This is a genomic window from Kitasatospora sp. cg17-2, from assembly GCF_054031055.1.
In genome coordinates, this window is the sequence record NZ_CM132923.1 from 7684278 (window position 1) to 7700834 (window position 16557).

Sequence of the window (16557 nt, forward strand, 5' to 3'; positions counted from 1 at the left end):
CGGACGGGACAGGACGGACAGGACGGACAGGACCGGAGGGACGGGCGGGGACGGGCGGCCCCGCCGCCGTACGGGAGAACGATTCCGTACGGCGGCGGGTACGTCGGGACGTGGCTCGGCCGGGCCGGCCGCGCCGGTCAGTGCACGCCGAGCCAGGACTTGACCGGGCCGAGCGCGAAGTACACGACGAACACCCCGGTGAGGATCCACATCAGCGCCCCGGGCTCGCGCCACCGCCCCCGGCCGGCCTTGATCACCGTGTAGGAGATCACACCGGCCGCGACACCGGCGGTGATGCTGTAGGTGAACGGCATCAGCGTGCAGGTGAGGAAGGCCGGGATGGCCACCTCGCGGTCGGACCAGTCGATGTGCCGGGCCTGACTCATCATCATCGAGCCGATGACGACCAGCGCCGCCGAGGCCACCTCGACCGGCACGATGGCGGCCAGCGGGGAGAAGAACAGCATCAGGGCGAACAGTCCGCCGGTGACGGTGGAGGCGAGTCCGGTGCGGGCGCCGTCGCCGACGCCGGTGGCGGACTCGACGAACACGGTCTGTCCGGAGGCGCCGGCCAGGCCGCCGACCGCGCCGCCGGCGCCGTCGATGAAGAGGGCCTTGGAGAGGCCGGGCATCCGGCCGCGCCGGTCCGCGAGTCCGGCCTCGGTGCCGACGCCGATGATGGTGGCCATCGCGTCGAAGAAGCCGGCCAGGACGAGGGTGAAGACCGCGACCGAGGCGCTGATCGCGCCCAGCCCCTGGCCGCCGAAGGCGCCGAACAGGTCGACGTCGCCGAACAGGCTGAAGTCGGGCGCGGCGACCGGCGAACCGGGCCAGACCGGCGCGGAGTTGCGCCAGGCCTCGGCGGGTACGTCGGCGAGCTTGTTGACGATCATCGCGACCACGGTGCCGCCGGCGATGCCGATGAGGATCGCGCCGCGCACATTGCGGGCCATCAGCACGAAGATGGCGAGCAGGGTGAGGCAGAAGACCAGGACCGGCCAGCCGGTGAGTTCGCCGGCCGGGCCGAGCGAGAGCGGGGTGGGTCCGCCGGTGTGCATGAAGCCGGCCTTGAAGAGGCCGATCACGGTGACGAACAGGCCGATGCCGATGGTGATGGCGTGCTTGAGCGGCAGGGGTATGCCGTTCATGATCTTCTCGCGCAGGCCGGATACCACCAGCAGCACGATCAGCAGGCCGTAGATGACGCACAGGCCCATCGCCTGCGGCCAGGTGGTGTGCGGCACCACCAGGGCCGAGACGGCGCCGGAGACGGAGAGGCCGGCCGCGAGCGCGAGCGGGACGTTGCCGACCACGCCCATCAGGACGGTGGTGACGGCCGCCGCGAGCGCGGTGGCGGTGGTGAGCGCCGCGTGGTCCAGCTTGACGCCGGTGACGTCGGCGCCGCTGAGGATCAGCGGGTTCAGCAGGATGATGTACGCCATCGCCATGAAGGTGGTGAGGCCACCCCGTAGTTCGTTGGCGAGGGTCGATCCCCGGGCGGAGATCTTGAAGTAGGCGTCCAGGGCGTTCCTGGGCGCGGCCGGGGGCGACGTGGGGGTGTCGTTCCCGGTGGCCTCGTCGGCCTCGGTGGGTCTGTCTGCAGTGGTGCCGGGCTCCGTGGGGATCCTGGTCATGTCCACTCCCAAGTGTCAAAGGGGGTTGGGGTGGGCGAGCCGACCTGGCAGCCAGGCGACGAAGGCGTGGCACAGGGGGACGATTCGACTCACGGTTGCACGGGTGGTGCGGCCCGTCGCCGGGCCCCGGCGTGGGCGGGCGGCGGCGGTCCTGGTGCGGTGGCAGTGCTGTGGTGGTGCCGGGTGGTGTGCCGTGCAGATCGTGCAAGTCACGCGGGTCGTACAGGTCGTACGGGTCGTGCAGGTCGTACGGGTTCTGCAGGTTCTGCAGGTTCTGCAGGTTCTGCAGGTCGTGCGGGTCGTACGGGCCGTGCTCGGCCCCGGGGTGGCGGGGAAGACCGGACGCCGCCCCGGGGAGTCGTGGGGGACGCGGAGCCGGTTACAGCTCCCCGGGCCGTTCGGTGGTCAGGTGCTCGGGCCGGACCGGGATCCGGCGCAGCGCCAGGCCGGTGGCGTTGCGGATGGCGGCCACGATGGACGGCGTCGCCGAGACGGTCGGCGCCTCGCCCACCCCGCGCAGCCCGTACGGGGCGTGCGGGTCGGGGAGTTCGAGGATCTCCACCGGGATCGGCGGGGTGTCCAGGATGGTGGGGATGAGGTAGTCGGTGAAGGAGGCGTTGCGCACCTTGCCGTCCCGCACGATGATCTCCTCCATCACCGCGAGCCCGAGCGCCTGGGTGCAGCCGCCCTGGATCTGGCCCACCACCGACAGCGGGTTGAGCGCCTTGCCGACGTCCTGGACGGCGGTCAGCTCGACCACCTTGACCAGGCCCAGTTCGACGTCCACGTCGACCACCGCGCGGTTGGCGCAGAAGGTGTACTGGACGTGGCCGAAGCCCTGCCCGGTCTCCTTGTCGAACGGGACGGTCGGGCGGTGGTGGTGCTCGCGGGTGAGGTCGATGGCGTCGTCGCCGAGCAGGTCGACCATGGAGACCAGCGCGCCGGCCGACTCGGAGACGACCTTGCCGCCGGCCAGCGTCAGGTCCCGCTGGGTCCAGCCGTAGCGGCGCCGGCCCTTCTCGATCAGCTCGTGCTTGACCGCCTCGGCGGCCAGCTTGACCGCGCCGCCCGTCATGTAGGTCTGGCGGGAGGCGGAGGTCGAACCGGCCGATCCCACCTCGGTGTTGGCGGGGTGGATGGTCACCTGCTCGACGCCCAGCTCGGTCCGCGCGATCTGGGCGTGCACGGTGACGCCGCCCTGGCCGACCTCGGCCATCGCGGTGTGCACCATGGCCACCGGCTCGCCGCCGATCACCTCCAGCCGCACCCGGGCGGTGGAGTAGTCGTCGAAGCCCTCGGAGAAGCCGACGTTCTTGATGCCGACCGAGTAGCCGACGCCGCGCACGATGCCCTCGCCGTGCGAGGTGTTGGACAGCGCGCCGGGCAGCAGCCGCACGTCCAGGTCGTCGGTGTCGAGCGGCGGCGGAAGCGGCATGTCCTTGACCCGGCGCAGCAGTTCGGCGACCGGCGCGGGCGCGTCGATCTCCTGGCCGGTGGGCATCCGGTCGCCCTGCTGCATCGCGTTGAGCTGCCGCAGCTCGACCGGGTCCATGCCCAGTTCGGCGGCCAGCCGGTCCATCTGGGTCTCGTAGCCGAACGCCGCCTGCACCGCGCCGAAGCCGCGCATCGCCCCGCAGGACGGGTTGTTGCTGTAGAGCGCGATCGCGTGCATCCGCACGTTCGGGATCACGTAGGGGCCGTGGCCCAGCGAGGCGGCGTTGCCGACCACGGCGGGCGAGGCGGAGGCGTAGGCGCCGCCGTCGAGCACGATCCGGGCGTCGGCGTAGACCAGCTTGCCGTCCCGGGTGGCGCCGTGCTCGTAGAACATCTTCGCCGGGTGGCGGTGCACATGGCCGAAGAAGGACTCGTCCCGGGAGTAGACGATCTTGATCGGCTTGCCGGTGCGCTGGGCCAGCAGGCAGGCGTGGATCTGCATCGAGAGGTCCTCGCGGCCGCCGAACGCCCCGCCGACCCCCGCCAGGGTGAGCCGGACCTTCTCCTCCGGCAGCCCGAGCACCGGCGCGATCTGCTGGCGGTCCACGTGCAGCCACTGGGTGGCGATGTAGAGGTCGATGCCGCCGTCCTCGGCCGGCACCGCGAGCCCGGACTCCGGGCCGAGGAAGGCCTGGTCCTGCATGCCGACCTCGTAGGTGCCGCTGACCACGACGTCCGCCATGGCCCGCACCTCGTCGGTCACCCCGAGCCCGGAGACCAGGTGCTGCTCGTGGCAGATGTTGCCGTGGGCGTGCGACTTGTACTCGTGCGGCTCGTGCACGTAGCCGTGCGTCTCCGGGTCGAGGCACTGCTCCTCGGTGACGATCGGGGTGAGCACCTCGTACTCGACCTTGATCTTCTTCACCGCGCGCCGGGCGGTCTCCGGGTGGTCGGCGGCGACCAGCGCGATCGACTCGCCGTGGTACCGGATCCGGTCGATCGCCAGGGCCGGCTGGTCGGCGATCTCCAGGCCGTAGTACTTGGCGCCGGGGATGTCCTCGTGGGTGAGCACCGCGTACACGCCGGGCACGGTGAGCGCCTCGGAGACGTCCACGGAGAGGATGTTCGCCCGGGGGTGCGGCGAGCGCAGCGCCATGCCCCAGAGCATGTCCTCGTGCCACATGTCGGAGGAGTACGCGAACTCGCCGCGCACCTTCAGCGTGCCGTCCGGGCGCAGCGGCGAGCCGCCGATGCCGTCCTTGCTGGACTGCCGGATGTCCTGGAGGTTCTTCTGCCCCTGGATGGTGCGGGCACTGTTGTGGGCACTCGTCCGCGCGTTCATTCCGCCACCGCCCCGCCGGCACGGTCGCCGGCGCACTTGCGGGCGGACGCCAGCCGCACCGCGTCCATGATCTTCTCGTAGCCGGTGCACCGGCACAGGTTGCCCGACAGGGCCTCGCGGATGTCCGAGTCCGACGGCTGGGCGTCCTGCGCCAGCAGCGCGTCGGTCTGCACCAGCAGGCCCGGCGTGCAGAAGCCGCACTGGACGGCACCCGCGTCGACGAACGCCTGCTGGACCAGGCCCAGCCCGCCGTCCTCGCCGCCGAGCCCCTCGACGGTGCGCACCTCGCGGTCCTGCACCTGGCCGGCCGCGACCAGACAGGAACAGACCGGCACGTCGTCCAGGTAGACGGTGCAGGAACCGCACTCGCCCTGCTCGCAGGCGTTCTTCGAACCGGGCAGGCCGACGCGTTCGCGCAGCACGTAGAGCAGGCTCTCGCCCTCCCACACGTCGTCGGCCTCGACCGGCTTGCCGTTGGCGGTGAACGTGACCCTCATGCCGCGCTCCTGATCTGCTTGCGGTAGTCGTTCCAGGTCCAGGTGAGCGTGCGCCGCGCCATCACGGCGAGCGCGTGCCGCCGGTAGTCGGCGGTGCCCCGGACGTCGTCGATCGGGGAGGCGGCGGCCTTGACCAGCTCGCCGAACCGCTGGATCACCTCGGCGCCCAGCAGCTCGCCGCTCTCCCACAGGCCGCGCCCGGCGAGCACGTCCCGCAGGTACTCCTCGGCCTCGACGGCGCGGCGCGGGGTGGGGGCGGCCGAGCCGATGCCGGTGCCGACGGTGCCGGTCCTCGGGTGCAGCGCGAAGCCGAACGCGCAGACCGCGATCACCATCGCGTTGCGGGTCCCGATCTTGGAGAACTGCTGCGGGCCGTCCGCGACCGGGATCCGCACGGCGCGGATCAGCTCGTCCGGCTCCAGGCAGTTGCGCTTCACCCCGACGTAGAAGTCGTCGATCGGGATCAGCCTGGTGCCGCGGACCGAGGCCGCCTCCACCAGGACGTCCCGGCCGGCCGCCAGCAGCGCCGGGTGGGAGTCCCCGGCCGGCGAGGCCGCGCCCAGGTTGCCGCCGACGCCGCCCCGGTTGCGGATCTGCGGGGATCCGACGGTGTGGGCGGCCAGCGCGAGGCCGGGCAGCGGGCCGGACAGCTCGTCGATGATCCGGCTGTAGGGGACGGCTGCGCCGAGTCGGACCACCTCGCCGTCGTTCGACCACTCGGTGAGCTCGGTGACGCGGTTCAGGTCGAGAATCGCGGGTGGCCGGTGCACGTCGAAGTTCATCTCGACCATGACGTCCGTACCGCCCGAGATGGGCAGCGCGGTCGGGTGTTCGGCCTTCGCCGCGAGCGCCTCGTCCCAAGTGGCGGGCCGAAGGAACTCCATGCGGGTGTCTCCTCAAGTCGTGACCGTCCGGACGGGTGGGCACAGTGCCCGGCCCGGTCGCCCGGGCCCCGGTGTTCGGACCGGAACCTCCGCGTCGTCGCCTCCGCGTCGGATTCCGGTCACCGGGGTGTGTCCGGCGGCGTGTGGCCAGTGAACCGCTGTGACGGGGGCCACTGGCAGTCACCGATGGCATGAAGCCCCGGCTGTGGTCCCGCCCGGCATCCTGTACGTTCCTCTAAGAAGGACGATCTCGCAGCCCAGCCGTTGACCGGGCCACACCTACGACCGTAATCCGGCCGTGATTCCCGAGCTACGACCTCGTGATCCGGGCACCCGTTGGGACGTAACGCCGAGCACGGATGTTCGGGCACACTGTCACCCCGGACCGAGCCCTCGGACCGCCCCCACCCCGCCACCCGCCCGTTAGGAGCCTCCGGATGCGTGTCCGTGACCTGCTCGCCCCCGGCGCCCCGCGCCTGCGTCTGCTCGCGGCCGAGGAGGAGCTGGACCGGCAGGTCAGCGGGGTGATGACGACCGACCTCTCCGACCCCGGGCGCTATCTGCACGGCGGCGAACTGGTCCTCACCGGCATGCTCTGGCGCACCGCCCCGGCCGACTCGGAGCGCTTCGTGCGCACCATCGTGGCCGGCGGCGCGGTCGCCCTGGCGGCCGGCGAGGCCGAGGTCGGACCCGTCCCCGAGGACCTCGTCGAAGCCTGCCGCCGGCACCGGATGCCACTGCTGGCCGTCCCCGACGACATCGCCTTCGGCACCGTCACCGAGTTCGTCGGCCGCCAGGTCTCCGCCGACCGCGCCGCCGACCTGGCGGCCCTGGTCGACCGGCACCGGCTGCTGGTCTCGGCGGTCGGCGGCGGCGGTCTGGACGCCGTGCTCGACCTGCTCGGCGGCGACCTCGACCTCGACTGCTGGGTGCTCACCCCGACCGGCGCGGTGATCGCCGGCCCCGTCGACCGGCTCCCCGTCGCCGACCGGGACCAGCTGATCCGCGCCCACCTCGCCGCCCAGCGCCAGCGCCGCCGCCCCCCGCACCGGGCCCGCCTCGCCGCCGGCGCCTACTCGCTGCTGCCCGCGCCCGCCGCGCCCGAGGCCGAGGCACCGCTCTCCGACTGGGTGCTCGCGGTCGCCGGCGACGTCACCGAGTGGACCGGGAAGCGCCAGCAGCTCGCCGAGAACCTGGCCCGGCTGGTCGCCGCCGAACGCCAGCGCCGGGACGAGGGCCGCCGGCTGCGCCGCCGCCTCGCCGACGAGGTGCTCACCCTGCTCCAGCGCGACGCGGACCCGGCCGAGATCAGCCGCACCCTGTACGCGTCCTCGGCGATGGCCGCCCGCTACGAGAGCCGCGAGCCGAAGCCGCAGGCGGCGGAGGGCTCCTGGCTGGTGCTCAGCGCCGAGGGCACCGGCCTGCCCGAGGGCGCGGTGCGGGCGATCCTGGAGGAGGCGCTCGGCGGCACCGACGACCGGGCGCTGGTCGCCGGGGCCGGGGCCGGCGCGGTGGTGGTGCTGCCCGCGACGGACGGCCCGGTGCCCGCCGACGCCCTGCGCGAGCTGCTCGCCCCGCTGGAGGCCGGGCTCGGTTCGGAGGGCCGGATCACCCTCGGGGTCTCGGCCCCCGCCAAGGAGGCGGTCGGTCTGCGCGGCGCGCTGGAGGAGGCCCGGCACGCCCGCCGGATCGCCGCCGCCCGGGTCGGCCGGGTCTGCGTGGCCGGGCCGGAGGAGCTGGCCTCGCACGTGCTGCTGCTCGCGGCCGTCCCCGACGAGGTGCGCCGGGCCTTCCGCAGCCGGCTGCTGGACACCGTGATCGCCTACGACATCGAGCACCAGGCCGACCTGGTCCGCACGCTGGAGGCGTTCCTCCGTTCGGACGGCTCGTGGACCAGGTGCGCCGCGCAGCTGCACGTCCACGTCAACACCCTGCGGTACCGGATCGGCCGCATCGAGGAGTTGACCGGCCGGGACCTGTCCCGGCTGGAGGACCGGGTGGACTTCTACCTGGCCCTCGAACTCGCCTGACGCCCCGGCCCCGCCCGAGGACCTCGGTCCCGCCCGACGCGCCCCTCCGCACGACGGCGGCGGCCCCGGAGCATCGTGCTCCGGGGCCGCCGCTCCGTACGGGGAGGCCGCGTCAGTGGGCCGGGATGATGCCGGTCAGCCACTCGAAGACGCCCGGCACCATGTCCTTCCACACATCGCTGGTGTGCGGCCCGGTGGTCTCGACCACCTGGACGGTGGTCGGCGCCTTGGCGGCACCCGCGACGGCCTGGCCGTCCTCGAAGCCGTCGCCCTTGTTGCCGGAGATGTACAGCGACACCTTCGGCGGCTGGGGCGCGGCCTTCACGATGGTCACCGGGTTGTTGGCGTCGCGCAGCTTCGCGTCCTTGCCGACCAGCGAGTCCGGCTCCTTCGCCGGGTCGTTGTAGCCGGAGAGGCTGACGCCGGCCCGGTAGCGGTTGGGGTGCGCCAGCGAGAGCTTGGTGGCGCAGTGGGCGCCGGCCGAGTAGCCCGCGATCGCCCAGCGGTCGGCCGAGGGGTCGGCCCGGAAGTTGTCCAGGACCATCTGCGGCACGTCCCGGGTGAGCCAGGTGTCCGCGTTGACCTTGCCCGGCACGTCGGTGCAGCCGGCGTCGGTGCGGTTGCCCAGCAGCAGGGTGCGCGGCGAGACCAGGATGAACGGGGCCACCTTGCCCTGCTGCATCAGCGGCTTGAGCTGCTCGGAGACCTTCAGCGTGCCGTACCAGGTGGAGGAGGAGCCGGGGAAGCCGGGGATCAGCTCGACCACCGGGAACTTCTTGTCCTTGAACGCGGGGTCGTTGTACTGCGGCGGCAGCCAGACCAGCACCTCGCCGTCGACGCCGGACAGCTGCCCCTTGAGGTCGGTCTTCTGGACGTCGTTCGGCACCTTCGGGTCGTCGACGCCGCGGAAGGCCTGCTGGACCTTGTTGGCCGGCGGGTGCGCCGCGTCGCCCGCCGGGGCGGGCGCGCCCGGGGCCGCGCCCTGACCGGCCCCCGGGTCGGCCGGCGGCACGACCGGAACCGCGCGCACGTGCTTGCCGGTCCCGAGCAGGTCGTCCCAGTTGCCGTAGATCAGGTTGGCGTTGTTGACCATCACGAAGACCATGACCACCGCGGTGGCCTGGCAGAAGACGATCATGGCGAGCCTGGACAGGACGCGCACGGGCTTGGGTCCCTTGACCCGGGCCCAGGCCCACATCGCCACGGCGATGGAGATCGGCACCAGAATGACCGTGCAGACGAAGAACGGCGTACCTGTCAGTTGCATGAATGTTTCTCGTATCCGGGTTCGAAGCCGCCCGGGCCCCACTCGCCCGGAACGCCACCTCAATGGCATCAGACGGCCCGTAACGGGGAATCGGTTGCCGTCCGAATCTGTGCGGAACCTGAGAGGAACATCACGTTTCCGTGAAGCTCCCTTTTCGGGTCCGCCCCAGTCTGCCACCCTGACAGGCTCTGCCCGGACCCCGCGTCCAGCGGACTCCCAGGAATCCCCCCGCAGGGCACGATACCGTCCGGACGGATCGGCCCGCCGGGCGAGGCGGTGCGAACGCCCGTCCGCCGGGAAGCGAGACTATGGGGATGAGCACAACCCGCATGAGTCCCGTCCGCCGGCTCCGGCCCGTCGCGGCGGCACTGGCCGTCCTGGCCCTGACGGTCGCCGTCGCCGGCTGCAGCAGCACCGGAGGCAGACGCGCCGAGGAGGCCCGCGCCAAGGCCTCCGCCGCCGCCGGCGGCGCCGTCACCACCCCGCGCTGGAAGGTCGCCATGGTGACCCACGCCGGGGCCGGCGACGCCTTCTGGGACACCGTGCGCAAGGGCGCCGAGCAGGCCGCCGCCAAGGACAACATCACCTTCCTGTACTCCAACGACGCGCAGACCCAGAACCAGGTCCAGCTCGTCCAGGCCGCCGTCGACCAGAAGGTCGACGGCCTGCTGGTCACCCTCGCCAAGGGCGAGGCGATGGCCGACGTGCTCGGCAAGGCCAAGGCCGCCGGCATCCCCGTCATCACGATCAACTCCGGTCAGGAGTTCTCCGCCCGCTTCGGCGCACTGACCCACATCGGCCAGGACGAGAGCACCGCCGGCCAGGCCGCCGGCACCGAACTGGCCTCCCGCGGCCGCAAGAACGTGCTCTGCGTCATCCACGAGCAGGGCAACGTCGGCCAGGAACAGCGCTGCGGCGGCGCCCGCGGCACCTCCGGCGGCGCCTTCCAGGTCCTGTACGTCGACGGCGTCAACATGCCCGACGCCCGCGCGGCGGTCTCCGCCAAGCTCCAGGCCGACCCGGCCATCGACACCGTGCTCACCCTCTCCGGCCCGATGGCCGCCACCGGACTCCAGGCGATCCAGGACGCCCGCCGCCCCGTCGAGCTCGACACCTTCGACCTGGGCACACAGGTGGTGTCCGGCCTCAAGGCGGGCACCGTCGGCTTCGCGGTCGACCAGCAGCCCTACCTCCAGGGCTACGAGGGCGTCGACCTGCTCTGGCTCTACCGCTCCAACCTGGACATGCTCGGCGGCGGCAAGCCGGTCGCCACCGGCCCGCAGATCCTCACCAAGGACGACGCGGACGCGCTCGCCGAGTACGTGGCCAGGGGGACCAGGTGAGTCCCTCCGACGTCCTCGTCCAGGGCCGCGAACGCCCGGCCGCGCTGCGCCGCCTGGCCGGCCGGCCCGAACTCGGCGCGCTGATCGCCGCCGTCGCCGTCTTCCTGGTCTTCGCCGCCGTCGCCGAGCCCTTCCTGCGGGTCTCCTCGCTCGGCACCGTGCTGTACGCGGCCTCCACCATCGGGATCATGGCGGTCCCGGTCTCGCTGCTGATGATCGGCGGCGAGTTCGACCTCTCCGCCGGCGTCCTGGTCACCACCGCCGCGCTGACCTCGTCGATGGTCTCCTACCAGCTCACCGCGGTGACCTGGGTGGGCGTGCTGGTCTCGCTGGCCGTCACCCTGACGGTCGGCCTGTTCAACGGGTGGATGCTCTCCCGCACCAAGCTGCCGAGCTTCATCGTCACCCTCGGCACCTTCCTGATGCTGACCGGCGCCAACCTCGGCGTCACCAAGCTGGTCTCGGGCACCGTCTCCACCAAGCCGATCTCCGACATGGAGGGCTTCGCCTCCTGCCGCTGGCTGTTCGCCTCCGAGGTCACCGTCGGCGGGCTGACGATCAAGGCCACCGTCTGGTGGTGGCTCGGCCTGCTGCTGGCCGGCAGCTGGGTGCTGCTGCGCACCCGCTTCGGCAACTGGGTCTTCGCGGTCGGCGGCGACGCGGCCGCGGCCCGCGCGGTCGGCGTCCCGGTCGCCCGGACGAAGACCGTGCTCTACCTGTTCGTCGGCTTCGGCGCCTGGGTGCTCGGCCAGCACCTGCTGTTCTCCTTCGACACCGTGCAGTCCGGCGAGGGCGTCGGCAACGAGCTCATCTACATCGTCGCCGCCGTCATCGGCGGCTGCCTGATCACCGGCGGCTACGGCTCGGTGGTCGGCTCCGCGCTGGGCGCGCTGATCTTCGGCATGGCCAGCAAGGGCATCATCTACGCCCAGTGGAACCCCGACTGGTTCAAGTTCTTCCTCGGCGCGATGCTGCTGCTCGCCGCCCTGCTGAACACCTGGGTCAAGCGCCGCGCCGAACGGGGGCCCCGATGACCGAGCTGCTCTCCCTCACCGGGATCGGGAAGACCTACGGCACCGTGCGCGCCCTGGAGGACGTCTCGCTGACCCTGCGGTCCGGCGAGATCAGCTGCGTGCTCGGCGACAACGGCGCCGGCAAGTCCACCCTGATCAAGATCATCGCGGGGCTGCACCGGCACGACGAGGGCACCTTCACGGTGGCCGGCGAGGAGGTCCGCCTCGACTCCCCGCGCCAGGCCCTGGACCGGGGCATCGCCACCGTCTACCAGGACCTCGCCGTCGTCCCGCTGATGCCCGTCTGGCGCAACTTCTTCCTCGGCTCCGAACAGGGGCACAAGCGCTGGGGCGGCCTGAGCATCGACGCCGACGGCATGCGCGCCACCACCCGCCGGGCGCTCGCGGACATGGGCATCGACCTGCCCGACGTGGACCGCCCCATCGGAACCCTGTCCGGCGGCCAGCGCCAGTGCGTGGCCATCGCCCGCGCCGTGCACTTCGGCGCCAAGGTCCTCGTCCTGGACGAGCCGACCGCCGCACTGGGCGTCAAGCAGTCCGGGGTGGTGCTCAAGTACGTCACCGCCGCCCGGGACGCCGGCCTCGGCGTCGTCCTGATCACCCACAACCCGCACCACGCCTACCTGGTCGGCGACCACTTCACCCTGCTGAAGCGCGGCCGCATGGCGGGCAGCCACGCGCGGGCGGAGATCGGCCTGGAGGAGCTCACCACCGAGATGGCGGGCGGCTCCGACCTGGCCGAGCTCTCGCACGAGCTGGCCCGGCCCGGGGCCGGGTCCGGGGCCGGGTCCGTACCCGCCGACCCGGCGCGCCCGGCGCATTCCGCTGATCCCGCCGATTCCGCCGATCCCTCCGATTCCGCCGAGGAGCGTCCCCAGCCGTGACCAGCCCCCACGGCGGCAACCGACCGCCGGTCCTGCCCACCCTGCTCGGCCTCGGGCCGCGCGCCGAGCGCCGCCGCCGGGCCCTGCCGGCCGGCCTGCTCCGGCTGCCGACCATCGGCGTGGACATCGGCGGCACCAAGGTGGTCGCGGGTGTGGTCGACGGCGAGGGCAAGGTGCTGGAGAAGCTGCGCACCGACACACCCGACAAGTCCAAGAGCGCCAAGGTGGTCGAGGACGTCATCGTCGAACTGGTGCTGGAACTCGCCGACCGGCACGACGTCCACGCCGTCGGCATCGGCGCGGCCGGCTGGGTCGACGCCGAACGCTCCACCGTGCTCTTCGCCCCGCACCTCAACTGGCGCGGCGAACCGCTCCGGGAAGCGCTCAGCTCCCGGCTGCGCTTCCCGGTCATCGTCGAGAACGACGCCAACGCCGCCGCCTGGGCCGAGTGGCGCTTCGGCGCCGGCCGGGGCGAGGAGCACATGGTGATGCTCACCCTGGGCACCGGCATCGGCGGCGCCGTCGTCCGCGACGGCTACGTGGACCGGGGCAAGTACGGGCTGGCCGGCGAGTTCGGGCACATGCAGGTGGTGCCCGGCGGCCACCGCTGCCCGTGCGGCAACCGGGGCTGCTGGGAGCAGTACTCCTCCGGCAACGCCCTGGTGCGGGACGCCCGCGAACTGGTCGCCGAGGAGTCCCCGGTCGTCCAGGCCCTGCTGGCCCGGGCCGGCGGCACCGTCGAGGGCATCACCGGCCCGCTGGTGACTGAGGCCGCCCGGGCCGGCGACCCGACCGCCACCGAACTGCTCTACGACGTGGGCACCTGGCTCGGCGTCGGCATCGCCAACCTGGCGGCCGCCCTCGACCCGGGCCGCTTCGTCATCGGCGGCGGTGTCTCCGAGGCCGGTGACCTCCTCCTCACCCCCGCCCGCGACACCTTCCGCCGCACCCTCACCGGCCGCGGCTTCCGCCCCGAGTCGACCATCGTCCACGCCGCCCTCGGCAACGAGGCCGGCCTGGTCGGCGCCGCCGACCTCGCCCGCCAGGTCGCCCGCCGCTTCCGCACCATCAAGCGCCGCCGCGTGGAACGCGCGGTGCCGTAGCGGGCTGTACCGCGAACGCCTCCGGAGCGGGAAGTCGGCTCGGTCGACTTCCCGCGCCGGAGGCGTTCCGGGGTGGTGCGTCAGCCGGCCGACTGCCAGCGGTTGCGGCCGTCCGAACCCGGACCGCACACCATGGCCGTGCCCTTGACGGTCACGCCGGTGGCGCCCGCCGGTGAGCAGAACGAGCCCGCGTGAACGGTGCCCGCGCTGCTGCCGCCGGTCGAGGAGCCGCCGGTCGCCGAGCTCCCACCGGTCGAGCCGTCACCGCCGGTGGTGGTACCGGATCCGCCGGTGGTGCTGCCGCCGGTGGTGGTGCTGCCGGTAGTGGTGCCGGATCCGCCGGTCGTCGTGGTGGTGCCGCCCGTGCTCCCGGCGTCGGCGGGTCGGGTGGCGGGGGCCGCCGGGGTGGACTTCGGTGCCTTCGGCGTGGTGGCCGCCGGCTCCGGGGCGTGCGTCTGCGGGAGCGGTACGGGGACCGGCGGAGCCGTGGTGGGGACCGGCGCGGCCGGGGCCTCCGGGGTGGGCTGGGCGGGCGGGCTCGCCGGGGCCGCGGTCGGGGTGTCGGCCGGTACCGCCGTCGGTGACGGCACCTCGGTGGGGGTGGGGGCCGCGGCCGGGGAGGTCTCGGTGGGGGAGGGCGTCGTTGTGGCCGCGGCCGGGGCGGGCGGCTGCGCGGCCGGCTTCGGGTCGGTCACCGCGCCGATCCACACCAGGCAGCAGAACGCCGCCAGCGCGCTGCTGACCAGCTTCTTCCAGAGCGGCCTCGGCCAGGTCCAGGCGATGAGGAAGGTCGCGAAGGGGAAGACGAGGAGGCTCGCGATGTGCACACCGCGCCGCTGCCACCAGGGGCGGGGCGCCGGGGGAACGGCGGTGGGGAACGGCGGTGGCGGGGCCTGGTACACGGGGAAGTCGGGTCCTTTGTGTGAGGAATGCATGATCGACCCGCACAAGCTATCGCCGTGATGACGACCTGTTCATTTCTTCACCCGTTCGAATTCGAAATGTGATCGCGTGCCGAACGGCCGATCGGTCGGTTCGCTGCGGTGTGTCAACTACCCGTTGGTAGCGCCGAGGCGCTGTTGTCGCGGTCATGGCTCCTGTGAAACAACGGAGTTGACGTCAACTCAGACATTCAGGAGGACCCCGGATGAGAGCGCTGGCACGAATCGCACCACCGCTGCTGCTCGCCACGGCCCTGGTCTGCACGGTCGCCGCCGGACCGGCCGGGGCTGCGGCGCCGCCCGCGAAGGTGCCCGAGGCGGTCGGCCGGGGCGGTGCCGTCGCCAGCGTGGACGCCGACGCCACGGCGGCCGGGATCGAGGTGCTGCGCAAGGGCGGCAACGCCGTGGACGCGGCGGTCGCGGTGGCGGCGGCACTCGGTGTCACCGAGCCGTACTCCGCCGGGATCGGCGGCGGCGGGTACTTCGTCTACTACGACCACGCCACCGGCCGGGTGCACACCATCGACGGCCGGGAGACCGCCTCCCGGACCGCCGACAGCTCGCTCTTCCTGGAGGACGGCAAGCCGCTGCCCTTCGCCGACGCCGTCACCAGCGGCCTGTCCGTCGGGGTGCCCGGCTCCCCGGCCACCTGGGAGACCGCCGTCGGCCTCTGGGGCCGGCGCAGCTTCGCCGAGGCGCTCGAACCCGCCCGGCGGATCGCCGAGCGGGGCTTCACCGTCGACCAGACCTTCCAGGACCAGACCGCGCTCAACCAGGCCCGGTTCAAGGACTTCCCCGACACCGCCAAGCTGTTCCTGCCCGGCGGCGCGCTCCCGGCGGTCGGCTCCACCTTCCGCAACCCCGACCTCGCCGCCACCTACCGGCAGCTCGGCCAGGAGGGCACCGAGGCCCTCTACCGGGGCGGGATCGCCGCCGACATCGTCCGCACCGTCCAGCACCCGCCGGTCGATCCCGCCTCCGGCCGGGTCGCCCGCCCCGGCAAGGTGGACGCCACCGACCTCGCCGACTACCGGGTGCGCCGTCAGCAGCCCACCCATGTCGCCTACCGGGACTACGACCTCTACTCGATCGCCCCGTCCAGCTCCGGCGGCACCACCGTCGGCGAGGCGCTCGGCATCCTGGAGGACGGCGAGGTCGCCGACTACGACGCCACGCAGTACTACCACCACTTCCTGGAGGCCTCGCGGCTCTCCTTCGCGGACCGCAACCGCTGGGTGGGCGACCCGGCCTTCAACGACGTCCCGGTCAAGGAGCTGCTCTCCGCCCGGTACGCCGCCTCCCGGGCCTGCCTGATCAGCCCCGACCGCGCCCTGACCAGCCCGATCGCACCCGGCGACCCGCGCCACCCCGCCCCCTGCGCGACCGCGGGCCCCGCGCCCGCCGCCGAGCCCTACGAGGGGCTGAGCACCAGCCACCTCACCGTGGCCGACCGCTGGGGCAACGTCGTCTCCTACACCCTGACCTTGGAGCAGACCGGCGGCAGCGGCATCACCGTCCCCGGCCGGGGCTTCCTGCTCAACAACGAGCTGACCGACTTCAACTTCACCCCGCTGGTGCCGGGCGTGCCCGACCCCAACCTGGCCGGCCCGGGCAAGCGGCCGCGTTCCTCGCTCTCGCCGACCATCGTGCTGCGGGACGGCGAGCCCGTGCTGGCGGCCGGTTCGCCCGGCGGCGCGACGATCATCACCACCACCCTCCAGGTGCTGCTCGGCCGCCTCGACCGGGGGCTGAGCCTGGAACAGGCGATCGCCGCGCCGCGCGCCAGCCAGCGCAACACGGCGGCCACCCAGGCCGAGCCCGCGTTCCTGGCGCTGCCCGAACGGGCGCGGCTGGAGGCGCTCGGCCACGTGTTCGCCAGTACGCCGGAGATCGGGGCGGCGACCGGCGTCGAGCGGCTGCCGGACGGCCGCTGGGTCGCCGCGGCCGAACCGGTGCGGCGCGGCGGCGGCGCGGCGGCGGTGGTCCGGCCCGAGCCGTAACGCCGGGCGCGTTGGCGTCGTGCGGCCGGCTGTTGCTGTTGCTGTTGCGGCGGTGGCGTGCGGTCGGCTGCTGCGCCGTCGTGCGGTCGGACGGCGTTGTCGGTGCCGTTCGGTAGATTCGGGGTGGGCGTCGTCCGGGGGACCGGGGCGCCCACCCCGTCCGT

General features: G+C 73.0%; 12 protein-coding genes. 6 read left to right on the plus strand and 6 right to left on the minus strand.

The window, feature by feature from the left end:
* Window positions 1-137: 137 nt before the first annotated feature.
* The 4 genes from ACW14Y_RS32380 to ACW14Y_RS32395 form a co-directional block, all read right to left on the minus strand.
* A complete protein-coding gene (locus tag ACW14Y_RS32380; RefSeq protein ID WP_380436957.1) occupies window positions 138-1634 on the minus strand; it encodes an NCS2 family permease in 1497 nt (498 codons plus the stop codon).
* Between the two features lie 379 nt (window positions 1635-2013).
* Window positions 2014-4410, minus strand: a complete 2397-nt coding sequence (pucD, locus tag ACW14Y_RS32385; RefSeq protein WP_380307484.1) for a xanthine dehydrogenase subunit D — start codon at window positions 4408-4410, stop codon at window positions 2014-2016.
* Window positions 4407-4907, minus strand: a complete 501-nt coding sequence (locus tag ACW14Y_RS32390; protein WP_340632443.1) for a (2Fe-2S)-binding protein — start codon at window positions 4905-4907, stop codon at window positions 4407-4409. The genes pucD and ACW14Y_RS32390 overlap by 4 nt, the downstream gene beginning before the upstream one ends.
* On the minus strand, window positions 4904-5791 hold the full coding sequence (locus tag ACW14Y_RS32395) for an FAD binding domain-containing protein (RefSeq protein WP_380307482.1): 888 nt from the start codon (window positions 5789-5791) through the stop codon (window positions 4904-4906). Before ACW14Y_RS32395 ends, ACW14Y_RS32390 begins: the two co-directional genes overlap by 4 nt.
* A gap of 437 nt (window positions 5792-6228) precedes the next feature.
* Here ACW14Y_RS32395 and ACW14Y_RS32400 point away from each other — a divergent pair, with 437 nt between their 5' ends.
* Window positions 6229-7821 carry a PucR family transcriptional regulator gene (locus tag ACW14Y_RS32400; RefSeq protein WP_456984435.1) on the plus strand — a complete coding sequence of 531 codons (1593 nt, stop codon included), beginning with the start codon at window positions 6229-6231 and terminating at the stop codon, window positions 7819-7821.
* Window positions 7822-7933: 112 nt separating this feature from the next.
* Here ACW14Y_RS32400 and ACW14Y_RS32405 read toward each other — a convergent pair whose 3' ends face one another.
* Entirely contained in the window at window positions 7934-9088 is a 1155-nt protein-coding gene (locus tag ACW14Y_RS32405) for an alpha/beta hydrolase (protein ID WP_380440893.1), read from the minus strand.
* Between the two features lie 329 nt (window positions 9089-9417).
* Here ACW14Y_RS32405 and ACW14Y_RS32410 point away from each other — a divergent pair, with 329 nt between their 5' ends.
* Genes ACW14Y_RS32410 through ACW14Y_RS32425 form a run of 4 tightly spaced genes read left to right on the plus strand, consistent with a single transcriptional unit; the run spans window position 9418 to window position 13452 of the window.
* Window positions 9418-10431 carry a substrate-binding domain-containing protein gene (locus tag ACW14Y_RS32410; protein ID WP_380440951.1) on the plus strand — a complete coding sequence of 338 codons (1014 nt, stop codon included), beginning with the start codon at window positions 9418-9420 and terminating at the stop codon, window positions 10429-10431.
* Window positions 10428-11465: an ABC transporter permease gene (locus ACW14Y_RS32415; protein WP_380312004.1), complete on the plus strand. Its 1038-nt coding sequence runs from the start codon at window positions 10428-10430 to the stop codon at window positions 11463-11465. Before ACW14Y_RS32410 ends, ACW14Y_RS32415 begins: the two co-directional genes overlap by 4 nt.
* A complete protein-coding gene (locus ACW14Y_RS32420; RefSeq protein WP_456984437.1) occupies window positions 11462-12349 on the plus strand; it encodes an ATP-binding cassette domain-containing protein in 888 nt (295 codons plus the stop codon). Before ACW14Y_RS32415 ends, ACW14Y_RS32420 begins: the two co-directional genes overlap by 4 nt.
* Window positions 12346-13452: an ROK family glucokinase gene (locus ACW14Y_RS32425; RefSeq protein WP_380311999.1), complete on the plus strand. Its 1107-nt coding sequence runs from the start codon at window positions 12346-12348 to the stop codon at window positions 13450-13452. The genes ACW14Y_RS32420 and ACW14Y_RS32425 overlap by 4 nt, the downstream gene beginning before the upstream one ends.
* An 80-nt stretch (window positions 13453-13532) precedes the next feature.
* On the opposite strand, the gene ACW14Y_RS32430 is transcribed toward ACW14Y_RS32425, so the two are convergent.
* Window positions 13533-14354 (minus strand): hypothetical protein, encoded by an 822-nt coding sequence (locus ACW14Y_RS32430; RefSeq protein WP_456984439.1) that lies wholly within the window; start codon window positions 14352-14354, stop codon window positions 13533-13535.
* A gap of 245 nt (window positions 14355-14599) precedes the next feature.
* Between ACW14Y_RS32430 and ggt the strand changes: the two genes are divergently transcribed.
* Window positions 14600-16393, plus strand: coding sequence for a gamma-glutamyltransferase (ggt, locus tag ACW14Y_RS32435; RefSeq protein ID WP_456984441.1), 1794 nt, complete (start codon window positions 14600-14602; stop codon window positions 16391-16393).
* Window positions 16394-16557 lie beyond the last annotated feature (164 nt).

What these genes read in the sequence shown, in the direction of transcription:
- ACW14Y_RS32410 (WP_380440951.1), top strand. Translation starts at nt 9,418, where the DNA reads ATGAGTCCCGTCCGCCGGCTCCGGCCCGTCGCGGCGGCACTGGCCGTC.
- pucD (WP_380307484.1), bottom strand. Translation starts at nt 4,410, where the DNA reads ATGAACGCGCGGACGAGTGCCCACAACAGTGCCCGCACCATCCAGGGG.
- ACW14Y_RS32395 (WP_380307482.1), bottom strand. Translation starts at nt 5,791, where the DNA reads ATGGAGTTCCTTCGGCCCGCCACTTGGGACGAGGCGCTCGCGGCGAAG.
- ggt (WP_456984441.1), top strand. Translation starts at nt 14,600, where the DNA reads ATGAGAGCGCTGGCACGAATCGCACCACCGCTGCTGCTCGCCACGGCC.
- ACW14Y_RS32400 (WP_456984435.1), top strand. Translation starts at nt 6,229, where the DNA reads ATGCGTGTCCGTGACCTGCTCGCCCCCGGCGCCCCGCGCCTGCGTCTG.
- ACW14Y_RS32390 (WP_340632443.1), bottom strand. Translation starts at nt 4,907, where the DNA reads ATGAGGGTCACGTTCACCGCCAACGGCAAGCCGGTCGAGGCCGACGAC.
- ACW14Y_RS32420 (WP_456984437.1), top strand. Translation starts at nt 11,462, where the DNA reads ATGACCGAGCTGCTCTCCCTCACCGGGATCGGGAAGACCTACGGCACC.
- ACW14Y_RS32380 (WP_380436957.1), bottom strand. Translation starts at nt 1,634, where the DNA reads ATGACCAGGATCCCCACGGAGCCCGGCACCACTGCAGACAGACCCACC.
- ACW14Y_RS32405 (WP_380440893.1), bottom strand. Translation starts at nt 9,088, where the DNA reads ATGCAACTGACAGGTACGCCGTTCTTCGTCTGCACGGTCATTCTGGTG.